The organism is Methanomicrobia archaeon, assembly GCA_016930255.1.
In the GTDB taxonomy this organism is placed as follows: Archaea; Halobacteriota; Syntropharchaeia; order Alkanophagales; family Methanospirareceae; genus JACGMN01.
Genome location: JAFGHB010000044.1, coordinates 1 through 26,302, shown reverse-complemented (window position 1 = coordinate 26,302; position 26,302 = coordinate 1). Strand labels below are relative to the sequence as shown.

At 49.3% G+C, this 26,302-nt stretch carries 27 protein-coding genes; 14 read left to right on the top strand and 13 right to left on the bottom strand.

Translation table 11 applies throughout. The features are described 5' to 3' along the window. The first annotated feature begins 118 nt into the window (after positions 1-118). Positions 119-949, top strand: a complete 831-nt coding sequence (locus JW878_06670) for a sulfite exporter TauE/SafE family protein (protein ID MBN1762740.1) — start codon at positions 119-121, stop codon at positions 947-949. 102 nt (positions 950-1,051) lie between these two features. Here the strand turns inward: JW878_06670 and JW878_06665 are convergent, their stop codons facing one another. The 4 genes from JW878_06665 to JW878_06650 all read right to left on the bottom strand — a co-directional run bounded on the left by JW878_06665 (position 1,052) and on the right by JW878_06650 (position 4,205). Next, positions 1,052-2,044, bottom strand: a complete 993-nt coding sequence (locus tag JW878_06665) for a radical SAM protein (protein MBN1762739.1) — start codon at positions 2,042-2,044, stop codon at positions 1,052-1,054. Positions 2,045-2,112: 68 nt separating this feature from the next. After that, positions 2,113-2,619, bottom strand: a complete 507-nt coding sequence (locus JW878_06660) for a hypothetical protein (protein ID MBN1762738.1) — start codon at positions 2,617-2,619, stop codon at positions 2,113-2,115. 80 nt (positions 2,620-2,699) lie between these two features. After that, a complete protein-coding gene (locus JW878_06655) occupies positions 2,700-3,569 on the bottom strand; it encodes an amidohydrolase family protein (GenBank protein ID MBN1762737.1) in 870 nt (289 codons plus the stop codon). Positions 3,570-3,587: 18 nt separating this feature from the next. Beyond that, positions 3,588-4,205, bottom strand: a complete 618-nt coding sequence (locus tag JW878_06650; protein ID MBN1762736.1) for an ArsR family transcriptional regulator — start codon at positions 4,203-4,205, stop codon at positions 3,588-3,590. 110 nt (positions 4,206-4,315) lie between these two features. On the opposite strand from JW878_06650, the gene JW878_06645 reads away from it, so the two are divergent. From JW878_06645 to JW878_06635, 3 genes are all read left to right on the top strand, one after another. Next, positions 4,316-5,986: a hypothetical protein gene (locus JW878_06645; GenBank protein MBN1762735.1), complete on the top strand. Its 1,671-nt coding sequence runs from the start codon at positions 4,316-4,318 to the stop codon at positions 5,984-5,986. A gap of 214 nt (positions 5,987-6,200) precedes the next feature. Beyond that, the gene (locus JW878_06640) at positions 6,201-7,361 is read left to right on the top strand and encodes a CBS domain-containing protein (protein ID MBN1762734.1); all 1,161 of its coding nucleotides are present in this window, start codon (positions 6,201-6,203) and stop codon (positions 7,359-7,361) included. A 600-nt stretch (positions 7,362-7,961) separates the two neighbouring features. Further along, positions 7,962-9,143 (top strand): response regulator, encoded by a 1,182-nt coding sequence (locus JW878_06635; protein MBN1762733.1) that lies wholly within the window; start codon positions 7,962-7,964, stop codon positions 9,141-9,143. Between the two features lie 51 nt (positions 9,144-9,194). On the opposite strand, the gene JW878_06630 is transcribed toward JW878_06635, so the two are convergent. Together JW878_06630 and JW878_06625 are read right to left on the bottom strand one after the other, a co-directional pair. After that, complete coding sequence (locus JW878_06630) at positions 9,195-9,977, bottom strand: prepilin peptidase (protein MBN1762732.1); 783 nt, start codon at positions 9,975-9,977, stop codon at positions 9,195-9,197. Continuing rightward, positions 9,974-11,275 (bottom strand): hypothetical protein, encoded by a 1,302-nt coding sequence (locus JW878_06625; GenBank protein ID MBN1762731.1) that lies wholly within the window; start codon positions 11,273-11,275, stop codon positions 9,974-9,976. Before JW878_06625 ends, JW878_06630 begins: the two co-directional genes overlap by 4 nt. A 94-nt stretch (positions 11,276-11,369) precedes the next feature. On the opposite strand from JW878_06625, the gene JW878_06620 reads away from it, so the two are divergent. The 8 genes from JW878_06620 to JW878_06585 all read left to right on the top strand — a co-directional run bounded on the left by JW878_06620 (position 11,370) and on the right by JW878_06585 (position 19,902). Next, positions 11,370-12,272 carry a class I SAM-dependent methyltransferase family protein gene (locus tag JW878_06620; GenBank protein ID MBN1762730.1) on the top strand — a complete coding sequence of 301 codons (903 nt, stop codon included), beginning with the start codon at positions 11,370-11,372 and terminating at the stop codon, positions 12,270-12,272. A 134-nt stretch (positions 12,273-12,406) separates the two neighbouring features. Next, on the top strand, positions 12,407-13,531 hold the full coding sequence (locus JW878_06615; GenBank protein MBN1762729.1) for an amidohydrolase family protein: 1,125 nt from the start codon (positions 12,407-12,409) through the stop codon (positions 13,529-13,531). After that, positions 13,518-14,648: a geranylgeranyl reductase family protein gene (locus tag JW878_06610; GenBank protein ID MBN1762728.1), complete on the top strand. Its 1,131-nt coding sequence runs from the start codon at positions 13,518-13,520 to the stop codon at positions 14,646-14,648. The genes JW878_06615 and JW878_06610 overlap by 14 nt, the downstream gene beginning before the upstream one ends. A gap of 149 nt (positions 14,649-14,797) precedes the next feature. After that, positions 14,798-15,517, top strand: coding sequence for a hypothetical protein (locus JW878_06605; GenBank protein MBN1762727.1), 720 nt, complete (start codon positions 14,798-14,800; stop codon positions 15,515-15,517). Positions 15,518-15,533: 16 nt separating this feature from the next. After that, entirely contained in the window at positions 15,534-15,938 is a 405-nt protein-coding gene (locus JW878_06600) for a CoA-binding protein (GenBank protein ID MBN1762726.1), read from the top strand. 360 nt (positions 15,939-16,298) lie between these two features. Then, entirely contained in the window at positions 16,299-17,792 is a 1,494-nt protein-coding gene (locus tag JW878_06595; GenBank protein ID MBN1762725.1) for an ABC transporter substrate-binding protein, read from the top strand. 221 nt (positions 17,793-18,013) lie between these two features. Next, positions 18,014-18,925 (top strand): branched-chain amino acid ABC transporter permease, encoded by a 912-nt coding sequence (locus JW878_06590; GenBank protein ID MBN1762724.1) that lies wholly within the window; start codon positions 18,014-18,016, stop codon positions 18,923-18,925. A gap of 35 nt (positions 18,926-18,960) precedes the next feature. Then, the gene (locus JW878_06585) at positions 18,961-19,902 is read left to right on the top strand and encodes a branched-chain amino acid ABC transporter permease (GenBank protein ID MBN1762723.1); all 942 of its coding nucleotides are present in this window, start codon (positions 18,961-18,963) and stop codon (positions 19,900-19,902) included. On the opposite strand, the gene JW878_06580 is transcribed toward JW878_06585, so the two are convergent. Beyond that, on the bottom strand, positions 19,891-20,595 hold the full coding sequence (locus JW878_06580) for an ABC transporter ATP-binding protein (GenBank protein ID MBN1762722.1): 705 nt from the start codon (positions 20,593-20,595) through the stop codon (positions 19,891-19,893). The two genes, JW878_06585 and JW878_06580, sit on opposite strands and share 12 nt — an antisense overlap. A gap of 16 nt (positions 20,596-20,611) precedes the next feature. Next, positions 20,612-21,343 (bottom strand): ABC transporter ATP-binding protein, encoded by a 732-nt coding sequence (locus JW878_06575; protein MBN1762721.1) that lies wholly within the window; start codon positions 21,341-21,343, stop codon positions 20,612-20,614. A 219-nt stretch (positions 21,344-21,562) separates the two neighbouring features. On the opposite strand from JW878_06575, the gene JW878_06570 reads away from it, so the two are divergent. After that, positions 21,563-22,867, top strand: a complete 1,305-nt coding sequence (locus JW878_06570; protein ID MBN1762720.1) for a phenylacetate--CoA ligase — start codon at positions 21,563-21,565, stop codon at positions 22,865-22,867. An 8-nt stretch (positions 22,868-22,875) separates the two neighbouring features. Further along, the gene (locus tag JW878_06565) at positions 22,876-23,310 is read left to right on the top strand and encodes an ACT domain-containing protein (protein ID MBN1762719.1); all 435 of its coding nucleotides are present in this window, start codon (positions 22,876-22,878) and stop codon (positions 23,308-23,310) included. Positions 23,311-23,462: 152 nt separating this feature from the next. On the opposite strand, the gene JW878_06560 is transcribed toward JW878_06565, so the two are convergent. From JW878_06560 to JW878_06540, 5 genes are all read right to left on the bottom strand, one after another. Beyond that, on the bottom strand, positions 23,463-23,690 hold the full coding sequence (locus JW878_06560) for a type II toxin-antitoxin system HicA family toxin (GenBank protein ID MBN1762718.1): 228 nt from the start codon (positions 23,688-23,690) through the stop codon (positions 23,463-23,465). Positions 23,691-23,696: 6 nt separating this feature from the next. Continuing rightward, positions 23,697-23,942, bottom strand: a complete 246-nt coding sequence (locus JW878_06555) for a type II toxin-antitoxin system HicB family antitoxin (protein MBN1762717.1) — start codon at positions 23,940-23,942, stop codon at positions 23,697-23,699. A gap of 277 nt (positions 23,943-24,219) precedes the next feature. Then, positions 24,220-24,420, bottom strand: a complete 201-nt coding sequence (locus JW878_06550; GenBank protein ID MBN1762716.1) for a hypothetical protein — start codon at positions 24,418-24,420, stop codon at positions 24,220-24,222. A gap of 258 nt (positions 24,421-24,678) precedes the next feature. Then, positions 24,679-25,647, bottom strand: a complete 969-nt coding sequence (locus tag JW878_06545; GenBank protein MBN1762715.1) for a toll/interleukin-1 receptor domain-containing protein — start codon at positions 25,645-25,647, stop codon at positions 24,679-24,681. A gap of 15 nt (positions 25,648-25,662) precedes the next feature. Beyond that, positions 25,663-26,199 carry a hypothetical protein gene (locus tag JW878_06540; protein MBN1762714.1) on the bottom strand — a complete coding sequence of 179 codons (537 nt, stop codon included), beginning with the start codon at positions 26,197-26,199 and terminating at the stop codon, positions 25,663-25,665. Between the last annotated feature and the right edge of the window lie 103 nt (positions 26,200-26,302).

Genomic DNA, 26,302 nt, shown 5'->3' with positions numbered 1-26,302 from the left:
TGATCGATGAATAGGGATCTGTTCGGGTTTAGACATGAACTAAGATACGAAAGATAAGTATTAAAAGTTTAGTACCTCACTATAATAAGAATGGTAAACACTTAGTATAGCACACAGCATGGAACTTATAACAGCACTCACCATTCTGGCATTGACGGGCATAGCGGTCGGATTTGGGCAGGGCCTCTTTGGTGTCGGCGGCAGTTTTATCATGGTTCCCGTAATGTTCTGGCTGTTTACCGCACTGGGAATTGCACCTGATGTCGCCATTAAGCTTGCCTTCGGCTCCAGTCTTCTCGTTGTCTTTCCAACGGCAATCAGTGGTGCCTTTGCGCACACGCGAAAGGGAGCGGTGTGGTGGAAAGCAGGGATCATTTTGGGCGTTTGCGGTATAATCGGCGCTCTTACAGGATCCACAATTACCACACGTTTTCTCAGTGCAGAGCTTTTGAAGCCGGTATTCGGCCTCGTCGTCGGTATTGGCACATTACAAATGCTAGCGGGAAGACTTCCCGAGGTTGACGAGAATCCAGAAGAGCGGGCGCTCGTCTGGGCGGGCCTGGGGTTTGCTGTTGGCGTTTTTAGCGGGCTGCTCGGCATTGGCGGCGGGTTAATCCTCGTTCCGGTGCTGGTAATGGGGTTGAAATTCAAAATGCACCGTGCAGTGGGAACGTCACTCGCAATGATCATATTCGCGAGCTTCGGCGGCGCTCTTGGCTATCTCGTAAACGGACTTTCCGTCCCGAATCTGCCGCCGTTCTCCCTCGGGTATGTCAATCTCCTCGTTGGAGCTTGTTTAGCCATTACAAGCATTCCCGTAGCACAACTAGGCGCACGGACGGCACACAAACTGCCGGCTACGCAGTTACGCTATCTTTTCACTGCGGTGATGTTCTATATCGCACTGAGGATGATCGGCGTTTTTGAATGGCTGGGATTGCCGTTATAAGCTAGATCCGGATGGATGATACTCAGGTCCCAATTTATTATCCGTGAGTCTGTGTTTTTTAGCCAAAAGCGACGGGGCTGACTTCTGAACCGAACAATTCATTCAGACATCCCGGTATGGCGTTATATCGCAGCCGGTGCACGGGAGGCACATCGTCTGCGCCTCCTCGACGTTGAGTCCGTACTTATCGAGGATCTCGCGTGTCATCCGTGCGAGTTTCAGTAACCGTTCCGCGCTCGGTCTCGTTGCTTCTAACTCGTCCTTACGGAGTGGTGGTATCGTTATAGGACGAAGAATCGGTATGACACCCATCCGTGCCAGATACTCGACACCCGCACGCACACACTCGTCCGTCTCACCGAGCCCGATGATAAAGTTCGTGGAGACCCTGTTCGCGCCAAATACCCGCACGGCATCCCGCAACGAGTCCAGGATGAAGTCAAGCGAGAGCCCTTTACGGCCTTTACAATTACGCTCGAAGATCGCACGATCCATGGTCTCGACGTTGTATTTCACCTCAACGACCCCGGCGTCTTTGAGCCGCTGTGACGAGTCTTTTGTCGGATGGACCGAGACGCCGATGGGCACGTTGTACTTCTTCAGCGCGTTCACCACGTCAATCACGCGATCAATCTCATCTTCGGGCGATTTGACTATGCCTGACGTGAGAGCGATCGCCTTTAACTTGCCCGTCTTCTTTGCCTGCTCCACCATGGCAACGACCTCTTCCAGTGTCTTGATTTTACCTTGCAGTTTGGGCACTGAGCAGAATTTGCAATCGTAGACGCACCGTTCACTCAGTGTGATGTACGCCTGCTCGGGGCAGTGTGCGAAAATCGGCTCAATCTCGCCCCTTACCAGCTCTTTGCCGTCCTTCCAGATGATAAAATCACCGTTTGCCTTGCTCATCTTGAGCGGTGAGTCCTTATTAATCTCCAATCGCACACGATGACCACCGGAGCTAAAGAAGATCGATTTGAGCCCGGTGCCGGGGCCCGCAGAGGAGACGGAGATTCTTGAGAGTAACGACTCGTATACGTTCACCGTTCCGATGGCCACCAGTTCCGCTTTTTTTTCTGCGTTCAGTTCGGTCATTTGTTTTCTCCGGTGCACAAAAGGTTTGAGGTGAATTAAATGAGGAACCTACAGTGAGACGAATAATCTTATGTAGGTCTTATCGAATAAAGATAAATACCCCATACTATAACAAGAATAGCTATAATGGCTGAACTTATCTTAAGAATAGTAGGATGTTTTTCTTCCAACTCCTTGGATATTTTCTCAAATCGGTTAACAATATTTTCACTACTTTCAGGAGAGAGAAGAGCAAAAGTAAAAATTCCGGTTAACAAAATGAACAAGGAGTAATAATACCAGTCACTAAGACTTTTGGTAGACTGTAAACTGAAAAAAAGTAATATTATTAAACTATAGAAGTACGATGATAAGAAAGCAAAAAAATCGGTTATTAGATACATTCTAGTTCTTGAAATGAATACATAATATACAACAGCGAAGAGCAAATATATCGAAAAGATCAAGGTTACAAAACGCTGAAACTCTACTCTGGTAAACGCAACCAAAAAGCCACCTATAATAAGAAAAGTCTGGACTAATCGTTCTCTTTTCTCTACTTCTCTATAGCGTTTTTCGTCATCCATCATAGCCATCTATAATTAAAGAAATGCCGCAAAGAGGATCTGCTCTAATTTCAACATAAAGAGCTTTTGTGTATAAAAAGTTTGCTGCTTCACATCGTCATCCCAAATAGCTCCGCCGCATTCCTCCATAACAGTTGCTCCAGCACCTCCGGCTTGTACGAAAACCTCCTGAACTCCTTCAGACTCTGCTTCAACGGCCTCACGGGATACGACGAGGCGTAAAGCATCCGATCACTCAGGTAGTGGTTCGCTGCATCAACCCACTCCTGAGCGCCCGGGAACCCGGGGATGAACTGGAAGAAGTCGGGCAGCACCCATAAATTCCCAAGCGCAGAATTCGCAATCATAACACCGAGCATCTCGTTCGTAAAGGGAAATGCACCGTGCACCACCACGATCTTCAATGTCGGGAAGTCATTTGCAACGCGTTGGATGCGGTAAGGCTCGGCGTACGAGATATCAGGGCCCTGCATCAGGCTGCACGTTAAATACAGCACACCACCGAGTTCGGCACACTCTTCATAAATCGGATATATGCGCTTGTCATCCACGTAAAGCGGCGGAACCCACCAACCCGGATCGACCGCAATCCCCTGGAATCCCATGCCCTTCATCGTCCGTTCAATCTCATCTACTGCGGCTTCCACATCGCTCCCGTTAATGCCTGCGAGCGCAACGGGAAATCTGTCCGGATACATGTCACGGAGTTCGGCGATGTCATCATTGGAGACAATTCGATGCCCCGCCTGCCTGCCGACTAGGACCCCCTTCTCAATTCCCGCGTCATCCATCTCAGCGATAAATAATTCGAGCGATTTCTGCACCATTGACGCTGGACGTTCGTAACCGCTTACCAGTGGACTGCGTTTGACCGCTGGCCGGGCGCCAGGTGCTGATGCGAGCACTTTCTGAAGACTCTTATACGGGGGCCGCACACGGGCATCAAGTATCATCTTCATATTCCTCTAATCTAAAATTCAAACCACAGACGTTCCATCAAATTCAAAGGTGCAGTAGCGATCGCCCTTAGCGATACTGCTCGTTAATGCCACCTGCTTATCGAGCAGGCTGCCAATGCAGTGTAATGCAAATTCACACATAATATCGCCAAACTCCATCGCAGCATCGTAAATATAACAATTGTACGCCTTTATTCGCAGGTGACCGTTCTCCCGCTCCAGCTCGGAGAGGCAGCCCAATTCGTTCATCAATGCCACAACTGCCTCAGCATTCCCCTCACGTCCCACGCGCTCTTTGTACTCCGCTGCGTGTTTTGTCCCCAAACGTCCCAGCATCGCGCGTACCGCTTCCGGCCCTTCGCGCTCGATCATGTCCGCGAGGATCCACTTCAGGAAGTTATTATAGAGCTTTGGAAAATACGCTTCCGCTTTTATCGTGAGTGAATAATGGATCTTTGGTCTCCCGATTTTTTCCTTCACGGCTGTCCTCTGTACCAGACCGTCCCGTTCCAAAATCGACAAATGCTGTCGCGTTGCCGTCGATGAAATTCCCAATTGCTGACTCAATTCGTCAACAGAAGAATCGCTTCGTTTTAGGAGGCTAAGAATCTCAGATCGTGGGCCATTTACTTGCATAATCAGGTAGAAGGTATAAAGGGGTATATAAATTTTTCTATTTTCTACGATTTAAAATTTTTTATAGTTTAAAATGTAAAAAAAGAAGTAACTGCAAAAAAGGTGCGATGATGCACGAAGCAATTCACCTCCGTGAATTTCCGCCGTTCGTCAGATTTGAACTCGAGGAAAACTTCCGACGGAAACTCTTCTCCCTGTTCGTACAGAGTGTGGGCTCTACTGCAGTACCCGTCTTTCCTGATGAGTTCTGGCAATCTGCGGAAGCAGAGTTCGGACGATCACGATACGAATTGATCTTCGGGCATGCGCGTGGGCAGATCTTAAAAACGCTCGCCGCATGTCCATTAAAAACGAAGGAGGTGCTGGAGTGCGATCCGGACCTCCCGATCTATACCCTTTATCACACGTTAATCTGGCTCAATGATCACGGGTTCATCCGAAAGAAAGGGGGGCAGTGGGCAAGCAACAGCGATTATTTCACGCAGGTGACCATCGCGGATCTTGCGAAGATAACTGATCTGCGACATCAGGGGCTGAGAAGAAAGCGTGCGCTCGCTATGAAAGATCTGGAAATGGCAACGTATCTCTGGCCGAACTACGAGCGCGCTTCTGAGCAGAGGGGGATACACACTCACACACACTCACAATCGGAATCGTATGGCAAGTGGTATCCAAATCACTTTGCGCTCGCACGAGCGGTAAAAGAATGGGAAAAAGGATCGATCAATATTCCGCAATGGGCTCTGGTTGCGATTGCTGATCGTAGTGGCCTAGACTTGGATCGTGAGGAGCGCAGAGCAGTGGCTAGCTACGCTCTCCCGCCCGGCATTAAAATAACCCCTTATTACAAGGGGAGATATACCATCCCGATTGAACTCTCTCCCGATTTTGATGCCCTTGCGCTTCAATTACTCCTGCGGAGTTCCAATGACGGCGTCGTACATCCCGCCGGATATAAAAAGACGCTCTTAAAACAAGTGCACTTTGCGTTTGGCTCGTTCCAAAGCACGCGGATACCACTCAGCATACGAGCGATAATAATGCAGTATTATCAAATCCCCACACCGTGCAGCAAGCGGGCATTCAGAATCCCCGAAAGAATGAAAGAGCGCTGGAAAAAGCTTCCGGAGCACGAAAAGGCACTCGCTCAGATCCGAGTTCTCGAGATGCTCTATGACTTAAATCGATCTCCGGCAAGGAATTCGTACGAGATTATCTCGCGATCGAAGCCCTTTTTTGACGATGTAGCGAGCGTACTCGAGGATTTAGGCGTGGGGAGTATAACGATACAGAAAAGGAAAGACCGCCCGCATTACCGGTCTTATTTGCCTAAAAAGGTGAAGGCAAATCTACGTGAGCTAAAAGAAAATATCGAAGCCTCTCAGATCGAAAAAGGCGTTGATTTCCTCGCTAAAACTGAGAAGGCTGCGCTTATCAGAAAGATTAAGCAAGACCAGGGCGAAAGCGGGATGAGCATTATCTCTAACTTGCGGTTGGATACGGGCGTCAGCGATCTGGATCTTGCTAGAGCTACGGGTTTGAAGCTGCAAGAGGTGCGGAAGATACTCTATGAACTCAGAAACAGAGCGATCGTCACCGATAGACGTGAAGAGATCGCAGGACATGTGGAATATTACTACTATCTGTGCCCCGAGGGCATCAAGAAATTCCTGGCGAAGAAGAGACCGGTAAAAACCGAAAAGGAAGAGGATGTCGCATATCCGTTCCCTGACGAATTCGCGTATTATCAGCGAAGAAGACTGTATTCCAAAGTCGAGTGAGCGTCCTTACCGTGTCCCGAACAGAGAAGCGTTCTTACAACCGAGTTTCCTCGTGTGAACAAACAGGATAGAAGAGTACGTCTATGTCGGGCAGCTGTCGGCGTGCCAACACGTTCCCGATAACCCGTGAATAGCTTAGCAGCGTATGTGTGTGTATGACCGCAACATTTAAATATTCACGAGCTTTGAAATCAAATGGCAAGGAGCAGGTACCATGAAATGGTCGTTTCAAATAGGTAGTATCCGTGGAATACCGATAAAGCTGCACTTGACCTTCCTGATCATACTCCTGTTTGTTATCTGGCTATTCGCAGCGAACGATTTCCCCATACTGGGCATCACTATCGGGTTTGCTGCTATGAACACTTCGGTGCTGTTCAAGTATCTACTAGGGGCCGTTGCAGCGGTACTCTTTTTCGCAACGCTCCTCTTTCACGAGCTCAGTCACTCTTTTGTCGCGCAGAGTTATGGCGCGAAGATTCAGGGTATAACCCTGTTCGTCATCGGCGGCGTGTCTCAGATGGAGGAGATACCGCGAGAGCCACGAATGGAAGCAAAGATCTCGGCTGCGGGTCCCGGTCTGAGTCTGGGCATTGGTATTGTGTCCTATGCCATTTACTACCTCGTCGGGCCGGTGGGAAGGACAACCGTAGGAGATGTGACAGTGATCGAAGCCACCATCACGAATGCTGCACTCATCGTAATCGGTATACTCGCATTTTACAACATCCTACTTGGGTTCTTCAATCTCATCCCGGCATTTCCCATGGATGGCGGACGGATACTCCGCGCCGCATTCGCTCTACGTATGCCGTACATCGATGCAACCAGACGAGCAGTTGCAGTGGGCAAGAGTTTCGCGTTTGCTATGGGTATCATCGGACTCTTCACATTCCAGTTCTTCTTGCTTCTTATTGCCTTCTTCATCTACTTTGGCGGTACGGAAGAAGAGAAAGCGACGGTCGTCTCGGTTACTTTGGAAGGAGTCAAGGTCAGAAACCTTATGACAAGTGCTCCGGCGGTCGTCTACGTGCCGCCGGATTGGACGCTCGATCGGTTAATTGGCGTGATGTTCGAGACCAAGCACATGGGGTATCCGGTACAGGAAAGCCAGGATTCGCCCGTACTCGGTGTAATTACCTTCTCGGACGTACAGCAGGTACCCGCTTCGGAGCAGAGTACGACGCGGGTCGGGGACGTTATGACGCGCGAGGTGATTACCATCCATCCGGATGCTGATGCCTTTGATGCACTCAAACTCATGTCCATGAGAAATTTGGGTCGCCTGATCGTCATGGCGGACGGGCAGATGCAGGGTATTGTCTCCAGAACCGATATCATGCGGGCTATTCAGTTCCGGGGCATGTATAAGTGAACGAAGAAGAATAAGAGGTAAGAGGTCGGCTCGGCATCCGACACGGTTACGTTCGGAGGGGATTATGACACGGTAGTTAGTATTTAAGAGATGCCGTCTCCGTTCTCAAATCGTCGGCGCTCACGGGTACTAAAAATCGGTATACTCGGTTCATGCATCAAACCAGAATTCGTCGTTAGTCAAAAACTGAAAGGTTTAAATATGGTGAAGACAAGGTAACTACCATACAATGAGTGAGACCGGATTGAGAATAATGGGAGGATTAGCGTTACTCATATTTGCCATAGCGCTCTACCTAGCAATTGCGTATCTCTGACCACTAGTATGCTACTGAGAAGGACTCTGAGTAGGGACCTGACGTAAGTACGCGAAGCATGCGGTTATGTGGCAGGGAGACCCGCGTGAGTTTTGGTAGTTTTCTGCATGAAATTCGCTCTGTATTCTCTCTGTTGCTTTCTTGGTAATCGCTGGTTTAACCATCCGTTTGTTTTTCCTGTCCCTGTGCTTCACCAAGAGCTTTGGCGACGCCCCGTGCCGAAATAATTTATGGTTTCTACAGTGTCACGCGAGATATGTTTATATAGCTTGGAACACCTTTACATGAATATTACCGGGGTGCTCTGCAATGGGGATGGCATACGGAATTGGAATAGAAGGATGGATAAGGGAAGAGCTATCATGATGAATTCCAGTGATTCCGAAGTACAAACCAGGAAAAGGCGGGTCCTCTTGATTGAGGATGATGAATCGCATGCCGAACTCATCCGCAGAACATTTGAGGATAGCAGTTCTGTGTGGGATATTCACCGGGTTCCGTGTATCAGTGATGCTTTGCAATGGATGGCCGAGAATAAAATGCCGTATCTCGTCATTGCCGATTATCTCCTGCCAGATGGTACTGCTCTGGATCTTACAAAACGAGCGATGTGTGCTGAAGAAGTGGGCTTCCCTCTCATCATTATTACCGGGGTTGGTTCTGAGCAATTGGCCGTCCACGCGCTCAAATCGGGCGTTATGGATTATTTAGGGAAGAACCCTGATGAGTTACGAGATCTGCCCTGGCGAGTGGAGCGTGCGACCCGCGAATGGAAGCATATCATGAAGCAGAAGCGAGTGGAAGAGGAGCTGGAGATCTATGCGCGGGAGTTGGAACGGGCAACGAACGAGTTAACGGAGTTTACGCTTATCATGGCAAATTATATTGAAGGTCTGGATGAGCTCGGACGGGAATGTTTTGCATGCATCCGAAAAACAACCGGAAGGACCGCGGAGCTGACCGAAGACCTCCTCACGTTGAGCCATCTAGGACGGCGATTCATTGAAACTGAACAGGTTGACCTGAATGAACTGATCGAGGAGATAAACTCCGATCTCTATGTACGAATCGAAGAGCAAGGGGGGGAAATACTTGCAGGAAAGTTACCAACCATTTCAACGCAGCGATTCTGGATGAAAGAACTTCTCATAACCCTGATTGAGAATGGATTGTCGTCAAAGAGCGTGGAGCGGCCCAGAGTAGAGATCACCTGTGACGAGCGAGAAGATGCGTATCGGTTCAAAGTGAGCGAGAACAGCAATGGGTTTGACGAGAAAGATCTAGGCCGTATTTTCGCCGCTTCGGAAGAATTGAGCCCGTATGACTACGCGGGCGCTAACTCGAGACTGAACATATGCAAAAAGATAATGGATAAGTTCGGTAGCAAGATCTCGGTGGAGAGCGGACCGGGAGAGCGCACCACGTTTTGCTTCGCTCTACCAAAGAATAATAAAGGCCGGCTTTGATTTGATTTTGTTTGGTTCAAGTTAACCGTGAACCTCTGGACGTGCGTGCCGTCAGAGTGGAACGAGAGCGGTTAGAATAAGGAGAATCAAATTACCGTAGAAGAGCGCGATAAAGAAACCAGCGGTGATAAAGAGCATATAGGGTAATTCCGGGGTAACCCATACCTCTTCGTCGATCTTTCCCTGCGCGCGATACGTTTTTAGCTGTTCGACCATATCATCATCCAGATCGAGACCGCCAAAGACGAACTTCCTTTTCACATCGCCTTCAACCGCGTCTCCATCCTCTTCATACACATGGAGTGCTCTGACATGCTTATGCGTCGCTTCTGCAAGCGCGTCAATACGCATTGTGTAGCCGATGAATGCCAAGTTGAGATTCTCGCTGAGCCGTTTGGACCGTAAATGCCTCAGATTATAAAAGAACATAGACGGGGGTACAATCAGAGAGATTATAGCAGCATTGAAAAGCGTGGTGATGGCGAAAGGGAGGGGGTCAACTATCAGCGAAGCGTTAAGAGGATTTATCGGGATGAGAATGGCGATACCTATAAGTGCCTTTGCGTCCGCACCGCCAAAGAGGTTCAAATAGAAGAAGAGATAGGCGAGCAAAAACGTGAAGAACAGTGAGAACCCGAAGCGGATGAGGAATGTTATACCCGAAAGATAGACGTTGTAAAGGGCAATTGGTATGCCGACCGCGATCATGAGAAGCCACACTTCATTCGCGACACTCCTGCTCTTGAGGTCTGAATAGCATGCGTACAGCAGAATAAGTGAGCCGACGACTACGCTGAACATACCTGTTTCGCTGAACATACCTGTTTGGATCATACGATCGGCGTAAGCGATATCGCAGGAAAGCCTCCCTGAGCGGGTGGTTCCATCTCCATAGCATAAATTTCAGTTCGAGGCATCTCACCATAGAGGCACGGTATACCCGAAATAAATTTCGTTTTGATCTGCGTTGAGGCAACAGAATCCAATTCCTTCCCTTTACCTCCTTCGTCTCCGCTAAAGCACAGTGCCACACAGCGCTGTTCCTTAATGGAGGAGAGCACTTCACTCACAGCTGTATCGACATCATCGAGTTCCTCTAAGGTAAGAAGAACGACATCCTTTTCACCCGTTATCCCCGCTTTGAGCTTCTGTATGTCCTCTACAATACTAATGTTACCTCTATACTCCTCTTTGACGTATGGTAAGATCCTGGTGATGAATTCATGCTGCTTCGTGGACGTGAAGACGAGGTGCCTCCCAAGATTGAGGGTATTGATACAAAGTGCTCGTGCCAAAATATCATACGTTATGTAATCGCCCTCAAAGAGATTACAACTGCCGTAGCCACTTATTACCCGATCAAAGACTCTTATTCCCGTTGAAATCATCATCCCACTAGGGTCGGGAATCGGATCTGATAGGGGAGAATTCTCGCTTTCCAGTGCCACACCTTTAAACTCCGTGAACGCTTTAAACATGCCATTGTCAAGAGAGAAGAGGCAAACGGGATTAGTTATCTGGCATCCTCTCAATTTTTGCATGATCATCCGTCTCAAGCGGCGCTCATAAACGAGATCGCTTTCTACAAGGATAACGCCATCAACAAGATAGTCGAGAGCGGTTTGTCCGGTATACTCGACGAGTAGAATAATTTTTGTTTTCGTCTTTCGGGAGAAATCACACAGGTTATGCTCTAATTTCTCGCGCTCCCTCTGCTCGTAATACCCCGTATAAGAAGCGATGGCATCCCAGGAGTCGATGATGACAATGGGATTGGTCATCTTTTCAGTTCGTATATAAACGGCCTTAAGGAAATCAGGGACATTCGTATATTTGAGTGGCTTGATCGTAATTGTCTGCGTTCGTGTTGCGCGCTCACGTTCGGATTGCGTGGCATCGATAATATTATCCGCGGCGATTTCGTCCTTTATCCATGGGTGTTGCTGATACAGCGTCTCAGGATCAACCCGCGTGGAGAGATACGCACCATTCCCCTTTAATGTGCTCAACAAGGTAAGTGCAAAGGCGGTCTTGCCAGTTCCGGGCATGCCCTTTATTAACAGCGTTTGCCCGTAATCGCCCTCAAAGAACGTCCTTATCTCATCAGGGATCCCTGAATACTCTTCTACCATTGGCTCTAAGAATAAGTCGTCGTTTTATAATATAAATATGTATATAACTGCCGCATCGTTTATAACGCTTCCCGCATATCCGATAGCAGCAGGTATGAAATTGAAAGAGGCGTTAAAGGGTGTAGTAGACGAAAAGATGCGGAGTAAGCTGGTGAAATCGTACGACCTCATCGGCGATATAATCGTCATACGGATTCCGCCCGACGTGTATTCACAACGGGAGATGATCGCCGAGGCGCTTCATATGATTTATCCCCGGGTGCGCACCATCGCGGCGATTCCGCTCTATTCGCATACCGCTGAGCGTTACAGAACGCGGGAGCTCGAGGTGATCTGGGGCGAGGAACGCCTGGAGACCACGTACAAAGAGCACGGCTGCAGCTTCAAAGCGAACCTTGACCACGTCTTCTTAACACCCCGGCTCTCACATGAGCGAATGCGCATCGCGAAGCACGTCGCGCCGGGCGAAACAATAATCAACATGTTCGCAGGTGTCGGCTGCTTCTCCATTCTCATCGCGAAGCTACAGTCCCAAACGAAGATTTATTCCATCGATGTGAACCCGTACGCGTATGAGTACATGAAGGAGAACGTGGCATTGAACAAGGTGGAAGGGCAGGTGATACCTATCCGTGGCGATGCGCGAGACGAAACGGAGAAGTTACAGGGCGTTGCAGACCGGGTGCTCATGCCGCTGCCGGAACAAGCGCATGCGTTCCTGCCCTCTGCGGTACGAGCGCTCGATTTGGGAAAGGAGGGGTCAGGAGAACGAGCAGAAACAGGAACAGACCGTATGATCCATTACTATGCGGTTTCTACGGGGTTGAAAGAGGCGGCTTTATTTTCCGTTCCGTTTAAACGAGCGCAGGATAGTATCGCTTCTGTGTTCGGGAACTCAGTACGGGTAGAACTGGACGAGCGGCGGATTGTGCGTTCAGTTGCGCCGCGAACGTATCATGTGGCATTGGATTTGCGCTGTGCCCGCGCGTCGGACTGAACGAACCGGGCGGAAGCGATAGCCCTGCTTTCGAATAGTCGTGCTACAAATCGGCTCGTAACATTTCAAAGCGCAAAGTATATGCGAAACAAAGTCCTTTCAACTCTTGTTGACGCAGGCAGAGGTGGTGTGGTATGCAGGTGGGAGAACTCACGCTTTCCGGAACCGTCGTGGCGGGCGATGATTTTGAAGCGATAGAAGGGTATGTCGTCATCGAGAACGGCGCGATAAAAGAGCTTGGCGAGGCGAAGGTAGAAACAGCAATAGAAGGCATTATCATTCCCGCGTTCGTCAATGCGCATACGCACATCGGCGATTCCGTAATAAAAGAGCCGGATTCGATGCCGCTCGAGCAGTTAGTGGGCCCTGAGGGTTTCAAGCATCGAATATTGGCGGAAACGCCGTATGAAACGCTCGTCTCCGCGATGCGCGCTACCGTTGAGGATATGGTTGCCACGGGGACACAGCTGTTCGCGGATTTCCGAGAAGGTGGCGTTTTGGGTGTGAAAGCACTGAAAGAGGCTTTTGACCTGGCAGAAGGACAGAATAGGTTACGCACGAAGATTTTTGGTCGACCCGCTCGTGGACTGGAAACCGAAGATACTACCGAGCTTTTTGAGGTGATAGACGGAATCGGCATCAGCAGTGTTGCGGACTATCCGCTGGCAACAGTGAAAGCGTTAGCCGCGGAGACGAAACGCAGGAAGAAGATGTTCGCACTCCACGCCGGTGAACGGAACGCCGAGGACATACCGGACGCGCTAGAACTAGAGCCTGATTTCCTCGTGCATCTTCTCAGCGCGTCGCCGCACGACTTCCGCGTAATGCATGATAAGAACATTGGCGCCGTGGTGTGCATTCGGTCCAATTTAATAACCGGTTCAGGGTTGCCACCATTATCGCAGATGCTCGAAACGGGGATAACCGTAGGTGTCGGTACCGATAACGTCATGCTCAATGCGCCGGACATGTTCAGTGAAATGGAATTCATATCGAAGCTGTTTCAGATCGACGAACGCGAAATGCTGAAGCTGTGCACGCTCAATGCTGCGAAGGTACTGAAGGAGGCGGGATCGATAGGCTCGATAGAAGAAGGAAAAAAAGCGAATCTTGTGGTGATACGAACCGATACACCGAATATGAGCAATGTGAGGAATCCAATCAAGGGCGTGGTGCGAAGAGCGACACGGAACGACATTGCGGCAGTGATCTACGAAGGGCGGATTGTAAGCGGTTATCGAACTGATGAAAAGCTATGACGTAATAGTAATAGGAGCAGGCCCTGCGGGTGCAACTGCAGCGGCGAGAGTAGCCGACAGTGATCTTCACACCTTGTTACTAGAGAAGGAGCATCTTCCACGCCCGAAGATTTGTGGTGGAGCGGTTTCTCAACGAGCTTTATCGCTCTTAACCGCGGCGAATCTACGATTACCCGAACTCAAGACGTTCAGAAACTGCACGTCTATGCAACTGGGCACGTTTGATCTCGATTCGACTGCGAATTTAGCAACAATATCATTCGACACTGAAGCGGCGTACCTGACGGACCGGGCTGAGTTTGATTACGCCCTTGTCCAGAATGCGATTTCGAACGGCGTGGACGTACAGCAGAATGTAATGGCCACCTCGATCACAAAGGAGCACGCGCACTTCATCATAACCGGGGACGATTTCAGCGCTAAAGCAACGTACCTTTTATGCGCCGATGGCGTAAATGGCACCTCTGCATCATTGCTTGGGTTTCGTGATACGTGGACTGCTGATAACGTCGGGTTATGTATTGAATCAACGATAATGGACTACGAGCCGCCACCAGCACCGCTCAATTTCTATTTCGGTGGCGTCACGTGGGGATACGCGTGGTTTTTTGATAAAGGTCATCATGCGTCAATTGGCACGGGTGCGGTACGTACAGACGCCTCTGATTTGAGACGGCTCTTTAACTCCTTTGTAAAGCATTCCGGCTATACAAACGCACCGGAGAATTTAAAACTAAACGCCTGGCGGATACCCGCAACGGGCGGGATTTCAGGGAAGATTGCGAAGGGGAACGCGCTTTTGCTCGGCGATGCCGCCGGGCTGGTCGACCCGTTCTTAGGCGAAGGGATCTCGTATGCAATCCAGAGCGGTACAATCGCAGCGGACTGCATCATTAACAATGACGTCGGTGATTATCGTAAAAGGATAGAGGAAGCAATAACCAGCGACTTGAAGTACGCACGAATTCTGCAGAAGATCGTTAAGCTCGATCCGAAACGATTTGTTACCCTGCTGGCTCACGACACCGCAATAGCACGCGAATATGTTAAAATCATCGTAGGTGATTCAACGTATCGGCAATTTTTGAAGAATACGTTTAAGCAGCTAGTTTTTTGACGGTGTCACGCTACTCGGCGGAATCCACTCTTTTGGAAACTTTATCGGACTAAAAATGTGTAAGTTATTTATGTTTCTCGTAAATGATATTATGTTGTAATACTGAGGAAAAGCTTCAGTCGAAAGTAGTTATGCTATAGGATGATACAATGGAGTGGTATGTAGAGATCACGGGAGAGAGTTTTGATCTTGAAGAGTTATCGAAGTCTCTTAATTCACCAGAACTGTGCATTACTCAAGAAGGAAATGCCTTCATTCTGAAATCGACAGACTTTAACATCCTAAAAGATGCCAATGAAGTACGAACCCGGGCGAGCGAGATTCTCTCTCTAATTAATGGTTCGGCAAGGTTGGCTTTAGAAATGCGAAAACCTCTAGAAGTGGGTTCTGTTGTTGAAATCACTGATGATGGAAAACGCAGGCTTTTCGATTTGATTGAATTCGCTGGCTGTTGTTTTGGGCGAGTTAGCGTAAGTACAACTATTGTGAAAGCAAACGGCACAGTCCAAGAGCAAGAGAGTCATCAAGCTGATCCGATTGTAGATTGGATTGCGATTGCACGGTATGATACAAACGTCGCGACGGTTCTTCGGCTCTTCAATAAAAATCTCGATTGGGTAAATCTCTACCGCATCTATGAAGTGATTGAAAGCGATGTCGGAGGCATTGACAACATCATAGAAGAAGAATGGACCACAAAGAGAACGATCAAACGTTTCAAGTATACGGCCAACAGTCCTGATGCGATAGGAGATGAATCCCGTCATGGGAAAAAATTAATGCCGCCGAAAGATCCTATGACCTTTCCAGAAGCAAGATCTCTCATCAAGACTTTAGCCCATAAGTGGCTCAGCTCAAAAGAACGATAATCGGGAAAATTTTGGGGTGAACACCAATCTGATACAGGAATTCCTTCGGAAAGAGAACGTCTTCGCCGTCGTCGGCGTTTCCAGTAACCCTGAAAAGTACGGCCATCAAGTCTACAAAGACCTGAAAGAGGCTGGCTATGTGGTTTACCCCGTGAACTCCCATATCGACGAAGTTCTGGGTGCTAAATGCTATCCGTCACTCAGCGACCTGCCCGAAAAGCCAGACGTCGTGGATACTGTCGTTCCCCCCGCAGTTACCGAAAAAATCGTAAAGGAATGCAAAGCGTTAGGGATCGATAAGGTGTGGATGCAGCCCGGTTCCGAATCCACGAAGGCGATCGAGTTCTGCGAAAAGAACGGCATAAAAGTCGTGCATGACGTCTGTGTGATGGTGAAGCGGCGGGAAGTGCGACGGACGTGAGCATGCCGTCGCTATGCCGTGAACGTCCCACGGATGAACGATTGGTTTCGAATTGCCGATTCCAATCACGTGTAGTTTTGGCCCGATTTCTACAGTTGTTGCCGACTACGGCCCTCCGAAAACCGGCTCTGCCGGTGATTGCACCTGCTTTGGTCGCACGCTCCCTATTTTATTACCCATAATCAAGACATGGGTGGTGTAGTCCGGCTGTATTCTATTGAGGATAACCATGCGTAGATTTTCCATTGTTTATCCGTAACGTGTTATATTCTACGTTCCTGTACTCAGAGCACGACGCGTTTTTATGCACACGGTACGGGTAAATATAGAAAAGCTTAAATAGCCTTTCTATCAAGAATTATGCGGGGTGATTACATGAAGTACAAGATTTTAGTCACTATGGTGGTTGTTTCTTTGTTGCTAGCAATCAGTTTTGGACAATCGGCAGGAGCGGAGAACGGTGCGGACGAGATTAAGATCGGCGTTGTCGCGCCTCTAACCGGGGGTGCGAGCACAACGGGTCAGGACATGCGGCAGGCTGCGGAATTGGCGGCTGAGGAGATAAACGCTCAGGGTGGGGTGAACGTCAGCGGCGTATCTATGCAGATTAAACTCATCCAGGGCGACACGGGAACAAGCCCGGAAACCGGTGTTAAGGTCGTAACGAAGCTTATCACCGAGGACGAGGTGGACCTCCTGATCGGCGGGTTTTCGAGCGGTATAACGTATGCGGATTCGGTTGTTGCCGCGGAGCATAAAGTGCCGTTCATCATCACCGGCGCGTCTTCTCCCATAATAACGCACCGGACGGATATCGATACAAGCTATTTCTTCCATCAGTGCCCGACAACGGATGATTACGGTGAGAGTACCATCCTCTTCGTCGATGAGCTAATAAAGCCGGAGATCTATGAGCGATTCGATTTTGCAGAAGACCGGCCACTGAGGTTGGCAGTTCTCTACCAGGACAGTGCTTATGGTTCCGGCGTTTATGACGGCGTTACCAAGACGATAGAGAAATACGACCTCAACATGGAAGTAGTCGCGGCAGAGAAGTTCAAGATGAGCGAGACGGACTTCAGGACCGTACTGACGGTGATAAAAGCCGCTAACCCGGATGTCGTCTACCCGGCTGCATTCCTCAACGAGCAGAAACTCATCGTGGCTCAGGGAAGAAGAGACGTTGGGTTGGACACCATCTACCTCTCCGTCGAGTGTTGTGACGATCCAGACTACTACACCGGAGTGGAGCGATGGGGCGAATATTCCATACAGGAGAGCAGATTCAGTCCTTATACCATTCCCGCAGGTGATATCCACGACGCAGTTGTACAGTACAAAGAAGATTTCGAGACGAAATGGGGCGTTCCCCCCAGTATGATGGGAGCCTCGACCTACGAAGGCGTTTATATCGCAGCGAAAGCGATTGAAAATGCCGGCACAGTGGATAAGGAAGAGGTCAGGGATGCATTGGATGCACTCGAAATGCCGCAGGTTGTAGAGGCAATGCAGAGCGGTGTGATAACCTTTTCGCCTGATTACCGCGAGAGCAAGTTCGAACTCTACATGCAGCAGTTGATCTGGGACGACTCCGTAGGAGAAACGAGACCGAAGATCGTCTGGCCTGATAGCGTGCAGGAGACAGAGTTCATACTGCCCGCTTGGTACGAGCCTGGAAGCGCACCCGCAGAAGCAGCGACACCTGCACCAACATCTGCAGTGGCTACACCGGAGACTACAGCAGCAGCACCAACGGCCGCAACAGAAGAGCCTGAAGAGCCTGGCTTCGAAGCGGTATGTGCTATTGCAGGGTTGCTTGTTGTGGGATATCTAGCGCTGAGAAAGCGGAAGTAACGAGCGAGGGCTGGCAGTCAAAGTCAAGTCAAAACGGAAACGCATAAGTGAGGGACTATGACGGCATTTACGGTGAAGCTGAAGCGAACGAGAAGGTCGGGTGAACCGCAAACGAAGACAGTCGTGCCAGATAGCGTAAAGGGAATGGATTTTGTATTGCAGGATGAGTACGGGCCTGAAGGCTCGTAACTCTTTTTATTTTCTCAGCTATTTTCAACACTATGGACCTTGGTCTTGTGATTCAGATTTTGGTATGGGGCCTCTACGCAGGCTGCATTTATATCCTCTTAGCCATCGGTCTGAACCTGATCTTCGGTGTTATGAAGGTCGTGAACTTCGCGCATGGGGAACTGCTGATGCTCGGCGCTTACGCAGCCTTCTGGATTTATACCTATTCCAGCATTGATCCGTATCTCGTGATACCGCTTGCAATGCTTCTTATTGCCGTTCTCGGCCTGGGTATTGAACGGCTTGGCTTCCGTCCGATTATGGGCACCGGTAAGTTAAACGAGATCTTTCTCAGTCTCGGTTTGATCTATCTCTTCCAGAATCTCGTGGCGCTCTTATGGTCGACGGACACACGATCCATTCGCAGTCCGTACAGCAGCGTTATGGTGCCCATCGGCTCGATGAAGCTCCCTCTGGATTATATCATCATCATTATATTCACCATTGTATCCTTAATTGCGTTCCAGCTGTTCATGAAGCGAACCACACCCGGCAGAGCGATGCGTGCGACAAGCCAGAACAGGGAGGCCGCTGCACTTATGGGCATTAACGTGGAGCGGATGGACATGCTCAGTTTCGCCGTGGGCTCTGCATTTGCCGCAGCCGCCGGCAGCTTATGGGTGATCAGCGGTCAGATGGCAACGCCGTATATGGGTGCCATACCAGCAATAAAGGCCTTCGCGGTTATCATCATCGGCGGTCTTGGCAGCATACCCGGGGCGATTGTTGCCGGCCTGACCCTGGGTATAGCAGAGAACGTTGTGCCGTTACTCATGAACTCCTTTGCGGGGCTACTCGGCTTCAAAATGTCGTTTATTGCATGGAAGGATACGATAGCCTTCTTTATATTAATCATCGTCCTCGTTATCAGACCGACGGGTATATTCGGAGAGAAAGGAGAGTAAGTAGGATGAAACTGGATGGGATAAAACTGGATAGGATGAGCCTAAAGGCGTGGCTGGGAATTAGTTCGCTGATTCTAGCCTGTCTCATACCCGTAATCTCAGGACTCAATACGTATCTTCTGACGGTTTTGATACTCATGCTGGTCTCTATCATCTACGCCTCTGCCTGGAATCTCCTTACGCTTTCAGGGCAGGGTTCGCTGGGGCATGCAGCCTTTTTCGGCATCGGCGGTTATGTCTCCGCAATTATCGCAAAGAGCCATGGGCTTCCGCCTCTTGCTACCATACTGGTCGGTGGTTTATTTGCAGCCTTTATCGGAGTCCTCATCGGTCTCACCTGTGTTCGGTTACGGGAGTGGTTCCTCGCCATGGTGACCTTCGGGTTTGCCGTCATCGCGCATACCATAACCGCGGAGCTTTCGGGGCTTACCGGCGGCTGGGATGGCCTATCCGCGAAAAAGATCATTCCGGTGACGGTTCAGAACTATCTCATGTATGAGTACTATCTCATGCTGCTCTTCACCGTAGTTGTGGTGGTCGTAATCTGGCTGATCATGAAGTCAAAGACGGGACTCGCGTTAGAGGCAATACGCGAGAATGAGCTTGAGGCAAAGGTGATGGGCATCAATGTAACCAAATATAAGCTGACGGCGTTCGGGGTGAGTGCGTTCTTCACAGGGGTTGCCGGTGCATTACAGATACACCATTTCGGGTATATAACCCCTGAGGTGTACGCCGTAGAAATCTCCTTTTTGCCGATAATCTATTGTATAGCTGGCGGATTGTTCACCATTGAGGGCCCGATTCTGGGGACGATACTCATTACACTCCTGGATGAGGGCTTGACACATATTGGCTTGACGTATGGGCGGTTGCTCGTTATAGGACTGATCCTCATCCTCGTCGTGATCTTCCTGCCCAAAGGATTTGTTTCGCTCCCAAAGAAGCTCAAATCGAGGTTGCGTTCACATCCCTAAGTATGCTTCTCGCACGTAATGATTATTCAGAAGATCCGAGCCTTCGCCCTCTAAGATTATCCTGCCCTTTTCCAGGATGTACGCTCTGTCAGAGATCTCCAGTGCGTGGTGTACGTTCTGCTCGACGAGCAATACCGTAACGCCCTCCTCCTTCAGCTTCTTGATTATATCGAAGACCTGCAATACGATCACCGGCGCTAACCCGAGGGAGGGCTCGTCCAGCATCAGGAGCTTTGGTTTCGACATCAGAGCGCGTGCGATCGCAAGCATCTGCTGCTCGCCGCCACTCATTGTCCCTGCGAGCTGCTCCTTGCGCTCCTCAAGTTTCGGAAAGAGGTTAAAGACCCAATCGAGACTATTAGCCAGCACCTCCCGTGCCCGTGCTACGTAGGCTCCCAAAACGAGGTTTTCAAGAACGCTCATCTTTGGAAAGATCTCACGACCCTCCGGGACAAGGGCAATCCCTTCCTCAACGATCTTGTATGCCGGGAGCCCATCTATGCTCTTGTTCATGAAACGAATGCTCCCGGATCCGGGCTTGAGCAGCCCCTGGATGGTCTTCACCGTGGTTGACTTCCCCGCTCCATTGGAGCCCAAAAGGGTGACTACCTCCCCCGCGTCAATGTTGAAGGAGACGTCCCAGAGCACCTGGACTCTCTCATAAGAGACATTTAATCCTTTCATCTCAAGCATAGTCTCGTATCACCACCTATGTTGTGTCCTTCTTTTCGCCGAGATATGAAGTTATAACCTTTTCATCCTTTGCGATCTCTTCGGGCATGCCTTCCGCTATCTTCTCGCCGTGATGGAGCACCACAATTCGGTCAGAGACGTTCATTATGATCCGCATCACATGCTCGACCATCAGTATCGTTATCCCGGACTCTCGTATCTTCTGGATCAGCGAGATCGCGTCGTTGCTCTCTTTAGGATTCAGGCCCGTGGTCACCTCGTCCAGAAGGATGAGTTTCGGATCGGTGGCGAGCGCGCGTGCAAGCTGTATCCGCTTCAGTTCCACGACGTTCAGGTTCTTCACCGGATACCGGATCTTCTCCCGCGGGTAGCCGACATAGGCCAGTTTTTCTTCTGCCTTCGCTTCTGCCTCTTTAAGGCTGATCTTCTCGGAATTGCCGAACACCGCTCCGACAAGGACGTTTTGCAGTGCCGTGAGCTCCGGGAAAGAATGCACGAGCTGGAACGTCTTCGCTATCCCGAGCTTACATACCCTGTTAGGACTCTGGTTTGTTATGTCCGTTCCATCGAAGATGACCGAGCCCGAGCTGGGTAGATAAACCCCACTTATGACGTTCAGGAGCGTTGATTTGCCCGCGCCGTTCGGTCCCACGAGTCCGACGATCTCCTCCTTCTCTATCGTAAAGCTCACGTCTTTGATGGCGGTGATGCCGTCAAACTGTTTGCTCACATTTCGTATCGATAGCATGTAGCATCACGTTTGCGTTGTGTAACGTAATAAGGTATAGCGATCTACTTAAATAATTAATAGTAGTACCCTTTAGTATTCTCAGGTCTACTTTACGATGTGGTCTCATTGGCAGAGGATACTGCTACAACTACGGTTTTACGGTTTAATCGTGCAACACAGCAAGAAAACCTCATGTTTTTTATAGGATAAAATCGTAGGTTGCTTTGGAGGATTACTATGTTTAGGTACTGGAATCCAAACATCGAACGTATGCCAATCGGCGATCTGCACAAACTGCAGGAGGATCGGCTTCGGTCAGTTGTTCGCTTTGTCTATGCTCATTCTGACTTTTACCGGCAGCGATTCAAGGAGGCTGGCGTGGAGCCTGAGGATATCAAAGAGCTGCGTGACGTGACCAAGCTTCCGTTCACAACGAAGAAGGATCTCCGTGACACCTACCCCACAGGAATGTTCTGCCTTCCCGGCGATTGGTTGGTGCGGTATCATGTATCGAGCGGCACGACCGGGAAGCCAACCGTGGTGGGGTACACACAGGGTGATGTTGACATGTGGACCGAATCGCTGGCCCGAGCGCTCACATCCGTAGGGTTAGGACGGGGTGATGTGATTCAGGTTGGGTATGGCTACGGGCTCTTCACCGGCGGGCTCGGACTTCACTACGGTGCGGAGAAGATCGGCGCGACGGTGCTCCCCATCGGTGCGGGCAATACCGAGCGTCAGATCGAACTCATGCAGGATCTCGGGAGCACAGCGATCGCTTGCACGCCGTCATATTTCCTTTACATCAACGAGGTAGCACAGAAGATGGGGATTAGTATTAAAGACGACACGAAGCTCAAAGCGGGCATCTTCGGCGCAGAGCCGTGGTCGGACGAGACGAGACGGCGGATCGAGGAGGCCACGGGCATTAAGGCGTACGACATATTTGGCACGAGCGAGATGAGCGGGCCGCTCTTCACCGAGTGCCATCTCCAGAACGGTATCCACATCTGGGCTGATCTCTTCCTGATCGAGGTGGTGGACCCGGAGACGGGTGAGCAGGTAGCGGACGGCGAGCGCGGCGAACTCGTGGTAACGACGCTGGATAAATGGGCGTTCCCACTGATCAGGTACAGACTCGGTGATCTTACCATACTGAACAACGAGCCCTGTGACTGCGGCCGCACGCATCCGCGCATCATGCGGATTCTGGGCCGAACTGACGATATGATCGTTGTGCGGGGGATAAATGTCTTCCCAAGCCAGGTCGAGTCGGTACTCATGCGGATACCTGAGATTGGTGAGAATTATCAGATCATTGTGGATCGGAAAGGCCCGCTGGATGTTATGACAGTTAAGGTCGAGGTGACGGAATCAACGTTCAGCGATAGGATCAGCGATCTGATGACCCTGAGCAAGAAGGTCGGCAAGGAGCTAAGGAACGTGCTGAATATATCTGCCGAGGTGGAGCTGGTGGAGCCGGGAACGATCCCGCGTTCGATGGGGAAGGCACAGAGGGTTATTGATAAACGGGAGGTGTGAGAGGAAGGATGGTAGCGATAAAACAGATCTCCATTTTTATGGAGAATAAACCGGGTCGGATGGCCAGGGTGGCGAAAACGCTCTCAGAGGCGAAGGTGAACATGCGCGCGTTGACCATTGCGGAGGCGGGTGACTTCGGCGTCATCAGGATGGTGGTCGATGATACGGAGAAGGGGTACCGGGTGCTCCGAGACGAAGGCTTCACGGTCTCTGAGACGGACGTGCTTGCGGTGGAGATACAGGATACGCCGGGTGGTCTGTACAAGATAGTGAAGACACTCGGTGACAGTAACATCAATATGGATTATGCCTATGCATTTGTGACTGCGAAGGCCGAGCGAGCGATGTTGATACTCCGCGTGGATGACACCAAGCGAGCCGCGCAGGTGCTGCAAGCGGCAGGCGTGCGGATAGCGACGAGACAGGAGATCCAGAGTATATAACATAACGTCTGAGTTCTTTTTCGTGTTTTTTCGAGGATTCGCAACACGCGAGTGAACTGAGCGAGCGAGAGCGATACAGGTACTCCAGAGCATCCATTTACCGATATAGTCCTTCTGCAATGATAAGGGCATTCAGCCCATTTAGGCTAGCATCATAACAGCTTATTGAATGCTTCAACACTTATTTCAGCGTCTCGTATCAGTTTTCTTAAGAGCCCTTTACCGAGAACGTTATGTTTGGGAATGGTTAACGGTTTTTTGTTTTTGTCGGATGGATGTTTCATGCGGATGTGACTCCCTTTTTGTCTGACCACGACGTACCCGAGTTTTTCGAAACATTTGACCGCGTGCTCACCAGAAACAACCGGTAATTTGCTCATAATCTACTATACTTCCACAGACACGAGATGGTAACTGAACTCCCGGATTGCAGCAAGCTGTTCGACGATTTCTTCCTTCTGGCCCTCTTCCTCAAGGCACAGCTCGATCACTTCATGTATGTTTTTCAACGCCTCGTCGAGCGTTTCGCCCTGGGTATAGCATCCCTGAAGAAGCGGGCATTCGACCACAAAAAAGCCATCTTCGTCTTTTTCCACAAGGACCGGGAAGTGAATCCGTTTAGCTTCTGTCATTTACAATCACTCCTTAATGGCTCTTCCGTTTAATAAAGATTGCTACCGACGTCGTTCATCACGATTCTGATTCTGAAGACGTGCGATGACAGGAACATTAACAGGATTAAGGCCGGCGCCTGTGTGACACCAAAGCGAAGGCCGAGCGACAGGCGATGTTGATACTCCGCGTGGGTGACCCTAAGAAAGCCGCGCAGGTGCTGCAAGCGGCAGGCGTGCGGATAGCGACGAGGCAAGAGATCCAAAATATATAACCAAGACTATACTCCTCCGTCCGTCATTTCTTGGCTGCGTGCATCAGGAGCTCTTCTACGGGATTTGCATTTGCACCGCATTCAGGGCAGGGTAGTGTTGGCAGGCCGTCCATTGCATCTAGTGGCCCCATTGGTACCGGATCACCAACTGCCCACAACCCGTATCCATAGCACGTCGTACACCTTTCCGCCTTCCGGCCGTGTCCCATTTCGCTGATTATCATTACCATTCTTAACGTTTCATGTTGATTAATGGAATAGTTCGTTCGCGAGTTCTCGCTACAAATGCTACGGAAGGTTAAAATCTGAGAAGGTCTGCCTGCACTTGCAGCATGAACGTAGCTTTAAGGCTGCGTTGACGGTACTAAAAGATAGTCTACGGGCAAATCGGATTGTCTTCAGCCGGATTGTGGGGAATGGTGTGGTGGCTAGATAGTATCTTTAAAGAAGATAACAAGTTAGAAGCGCTAGTAATCTTCTATTCATTTACAGTTTTCTTGGACGAAATTTCGAGTATGTCTAGTCGCTATGAGCTGCCCAAAATTATAGGGCGCCGTACCTGAATACTTTAAAACTTGGACCATACCATAATCCTCTAGGTACGAAACAGCTCTATTAATTCTTACAGGGGGTAATTTTACAATAAACTGAATTTGGTCGCCATTTAACTTACCTTTCGCTGCCACAGCTGAAGCAACAGCCTTTATATCCTCATAAGGATCGTAGTCCAAATCTTCCTTAAAGTGTAAATAAAGCGCGTAAGTTGGACTAATCTGAAAGAAGCTATACGGGGCGGTTCCTGAAACTTTAATAGTTTTAACCAAGCCATAACTCTCAAGCTCATCAACAGCATCATTTAAGTCGTCAGCCGAAAGGAATGGTGTCATCGATTGTAATACCTTTGCGTGGTAACTCTTTTCAAAACCTGTGCTATCAAGAGGCCTGGAAAGTAGCAAAAATCCGATCGTAGAAGCACTTTTTGAAAGTCCTCCAACACTTTGTTTAAGTGAAGTAACATAGTTCGGTGGAGTCCCTACAGGGGGTTTTTCTGATACCCTATGCATCGCCTTTAAGAGGGTTAGGATTCCTTCATCATAATCTTTTGACAAGTCTACCCAACGAAGGCTTCGTAACGGCAAAGGGATATTACAGGATTCAATTATTATCGGTATGATGCGAATTACTCCAGTAATTTTATTAACTATAGCGGCGTCTAATTCCTCAGTTACCCATTTAGATTGAGTACTGGAAGCTGACAATAGTATCAAGAAAAAGTCAGAATCCGCGAGGCCTTCCGAAAAAATCTTCTGAATTAAGGAATCGCCCGGAGATATCTCCCATTTATCGAACCATACGTCAATTCCATTTTGACTTAAATCTTTGGCGATCCTGGTAGCATAATTTTTATCTACATGTGAATAGCTTAGAAAAGCCCCCGGTTTTTTATTCATTTTATCCCTCGATATTTATTGAGCTTTTAGAGAATTGAGAATTCTTAATTGTATTAAAGGTTCTAAGATAATGTCCTCGCTGGAGAACTTGCCCGTTTGAAGGTCGTGTAAATGGCCGGGAGATATCCAGACAATTTTAGCCTGAAATTGTCCCTTCGAATTTAGATCGATAAATTCTACCAAGGCAAAAGCAACCTCGACTCCGTTCACAAAACGTTTCAATTCAGCAACTGCCCCCTTTGCACTGATATCTACGCCTTCGACGAGAAATATGAACTCACCATTATAGTCCTCTGAGCGCTTACAACTTACAATCCTCGGAGAACCTGATCGATTTCGATAAAGCTGCCATCCTTGGTATATCGTAGAAATAAACAGGAACAATAAAATTAACCAAACAACCGTTAAGCTAGTGACCCACACTCGACTAAGATAGATTCCACTTGGGGTAAAAATAAAGCTTAGAAGCGTCACGATACCGGTGAGTGCAGCAAACCACCACCTAAAAAAGCTTTCGAATAAGAGTTGCAAAAATCCAATCACTTCTGACATGACTATCCTTTTGTCTATATGTTAAGTAAACCAAAAAAGGTTACACATCGATGTATTCGTTTTTATGAGTCCTCTTTTCTTTCTTTTTCTGTAAAGGAGGATT

Excerpts from the sequence above, each read along its gene's own strand:
- JW878_06640 (MBN1762734.1), top strand. The coding sequence starts at position 6,201 with ATGAAATGGTCGTTTCAAATAGGTAGTATCCGTGGAATACCGATAAAG.
- JW878_06575 (MBN1762721.1), bottom strand. The coding sequence starts at position 21,343 with ATGCTATCGATACGAAATGTGAGCAAACAGTTTGACGGCATCACCGCC.
- JW878_06650 (MBN1762736.1), bottom strand. The coding sequence starts at position 4,205 with ATGCAAGTAAATGGCCCACGATCTGAGATTCTTAGCCTCCTAAAACGA.
- JW878_06595 (MBN1762725.1), top strand. The coding sequence starts at position 16,299 with ATGCGGGGTGATTACATGAAGTACAAGATTTTAGTCACTATGGTGGTT.
- JW878_06670 (MBN1762740.1), top strand. The coding sequence starts at position 119 with ATGGAACTTATAACAGCACTCACCATTCTGGCATTGACGGGCATAGCG.
- JW878_06550 (MBN1762716.1), bottom strand. The coding sequence starts at position 24,420 with ATGATAATCAGCGAAATGGGACACGGCCGGAAGGCGGAAAGGTGTACG.
- JW878_06580 (MBN1762722.1), bottom strand. The coding sequence starts at position 20,595 with ATGCTTGAGATGAAAGGATTAAATGTCTCTTATGAGAGAGTCCAGGTG.
- JW878_06645 (MBN1762735.1), top strand. The coding sequence starts at position 4,316 with ATGCACGAAGCAATTCACCTCCGTGAATTTCCGCCGTTCGTCAGATTT.
- JW878_06605 (MBN1762727.1), top strand. The coding sequence starts at position 14,798 with ATGGAGTGGTATGTAGAGATCACGGGAGAGAGTTTTGATCTTGAAGAG.
- JW878_06560 (MBN1762718.1), bottom strand. The coding sequence starts at position 23,690 with ATGAGCAAATTACCGGTTGTTTCTGGTGAGCACGCGGTCAAATGTTTC.
- JW878_06620 (MBN1762730.1), top strand. The coding sequence starts at position 11,370 with ATGAAATTGAAAGAGGCGTTAAAGGGTGTAGTAGACGAAAAGATGCGG.
- JW878_06590 (MBN1762724.1), top strand. The coding sequence starts at position 18,014 with ATGGACCTTGGTCTTGTGATTCAGATTTTGGTATGGGGCCTCTACGCA.
- JW878_06655 (MBN1762737.1), bottom strand. The coding sequence starts at position 3,569 with ATGAAGATGATACTTGATGCCCGTGTGCGGCCCCCGTATAAGAGTCTT.
- JW878_06635 (MBN1762733.1), top strand. The coding sequence starts at position 7,962 with ATGAATATTACCGGGGTGCTCTGCAATGGGGATGGCATACGGAATTGG.
- JW878_06630 (MBN1762732.1), bottom strand. The coding sequence starts at position 9,977 with ATGATCCAAACAGGTATGTTCAGCGAAACAGGTATGTTCAGCGTAGTC.
- JW878_06545 (MBN1762715.1), bottom strand. The coding sequence starts at position 25,647 with ATGAATAAAAAACCGGGGGCTTTTCTAAGCTATTCACATGTAGATAAA.
- JW878_06540 (MBN1762714.1), bottom strand. The coding sequence starts at position 26,199 with ATGTCAGAAGTGATTGGATTTTTGCAACTCTTATTCGAAAGCTTTTTT.
- JW878_06610 (MBN1762728.1), top strand. The coding sequence starts at position 13,518 with ATGAAAAGCTATGACGTAATAGTAATAGGAGCAGGCCCTGCGGGTGCA.
- JW878_06665 (MBN1762739.1), bottom strand. The coding sequence starts at position 2,044 with ATGACCGAACTGAACGCAGAAAAAAAAGCGGAACTGGTGGCCATCGGA.
- JW878_06555 (MBN1762717.1), bottom strand. The coding sequence starts at position 23,942 with ATGACAGAAGCTAAACGGATTCACTTCCCGGTCCTTGTGGAAAAAGAC.
- JW878_06615 (MBN1762729.1), top strand. The coding sequence starts at position 12,407 with ATGCAGGTGGGAGAACTCACGCTTTCCGGAACCGTCGTGGCGGGCGAT.
- JW878_06565 (MBN1762719.1), top strand. The coding sequence starts at position 22,876 with ATGGTAGCGATAAAACAGATCTCCATTTTTATGGAGAATAAACCGGGT.
- JW878_06570 (MBN1762720.1), top strand. The coding sequence starts at position 21,563 with ATGTTTAGGTACTGGAATCCAAACATCGAACGTATGCCAATCGGCGAT.
- JW878_06660 (MBN1762738.1), bottom strand. The coding sequence starts at position 2,619 with ATGGCTATGATGGATGACGAAAAACGCTATAGAGAAGTAGAGAAAAGA.
- JW878_06585 (MBN1762723.1), top strand. The coding sequence starts at position 18,961 with ATGAGCCTAAAGGCGTGGCTGGGAATTAGTTCGCTGATTCTAGCCTGT.
- JW878_06625 (MBN1762731.1), bottom strand. The coding sequence starts at position 11,275 with ATGGTAGAAGAGTATTCAGGGATCCCTGATGAGATAAGGACGTTCTTT.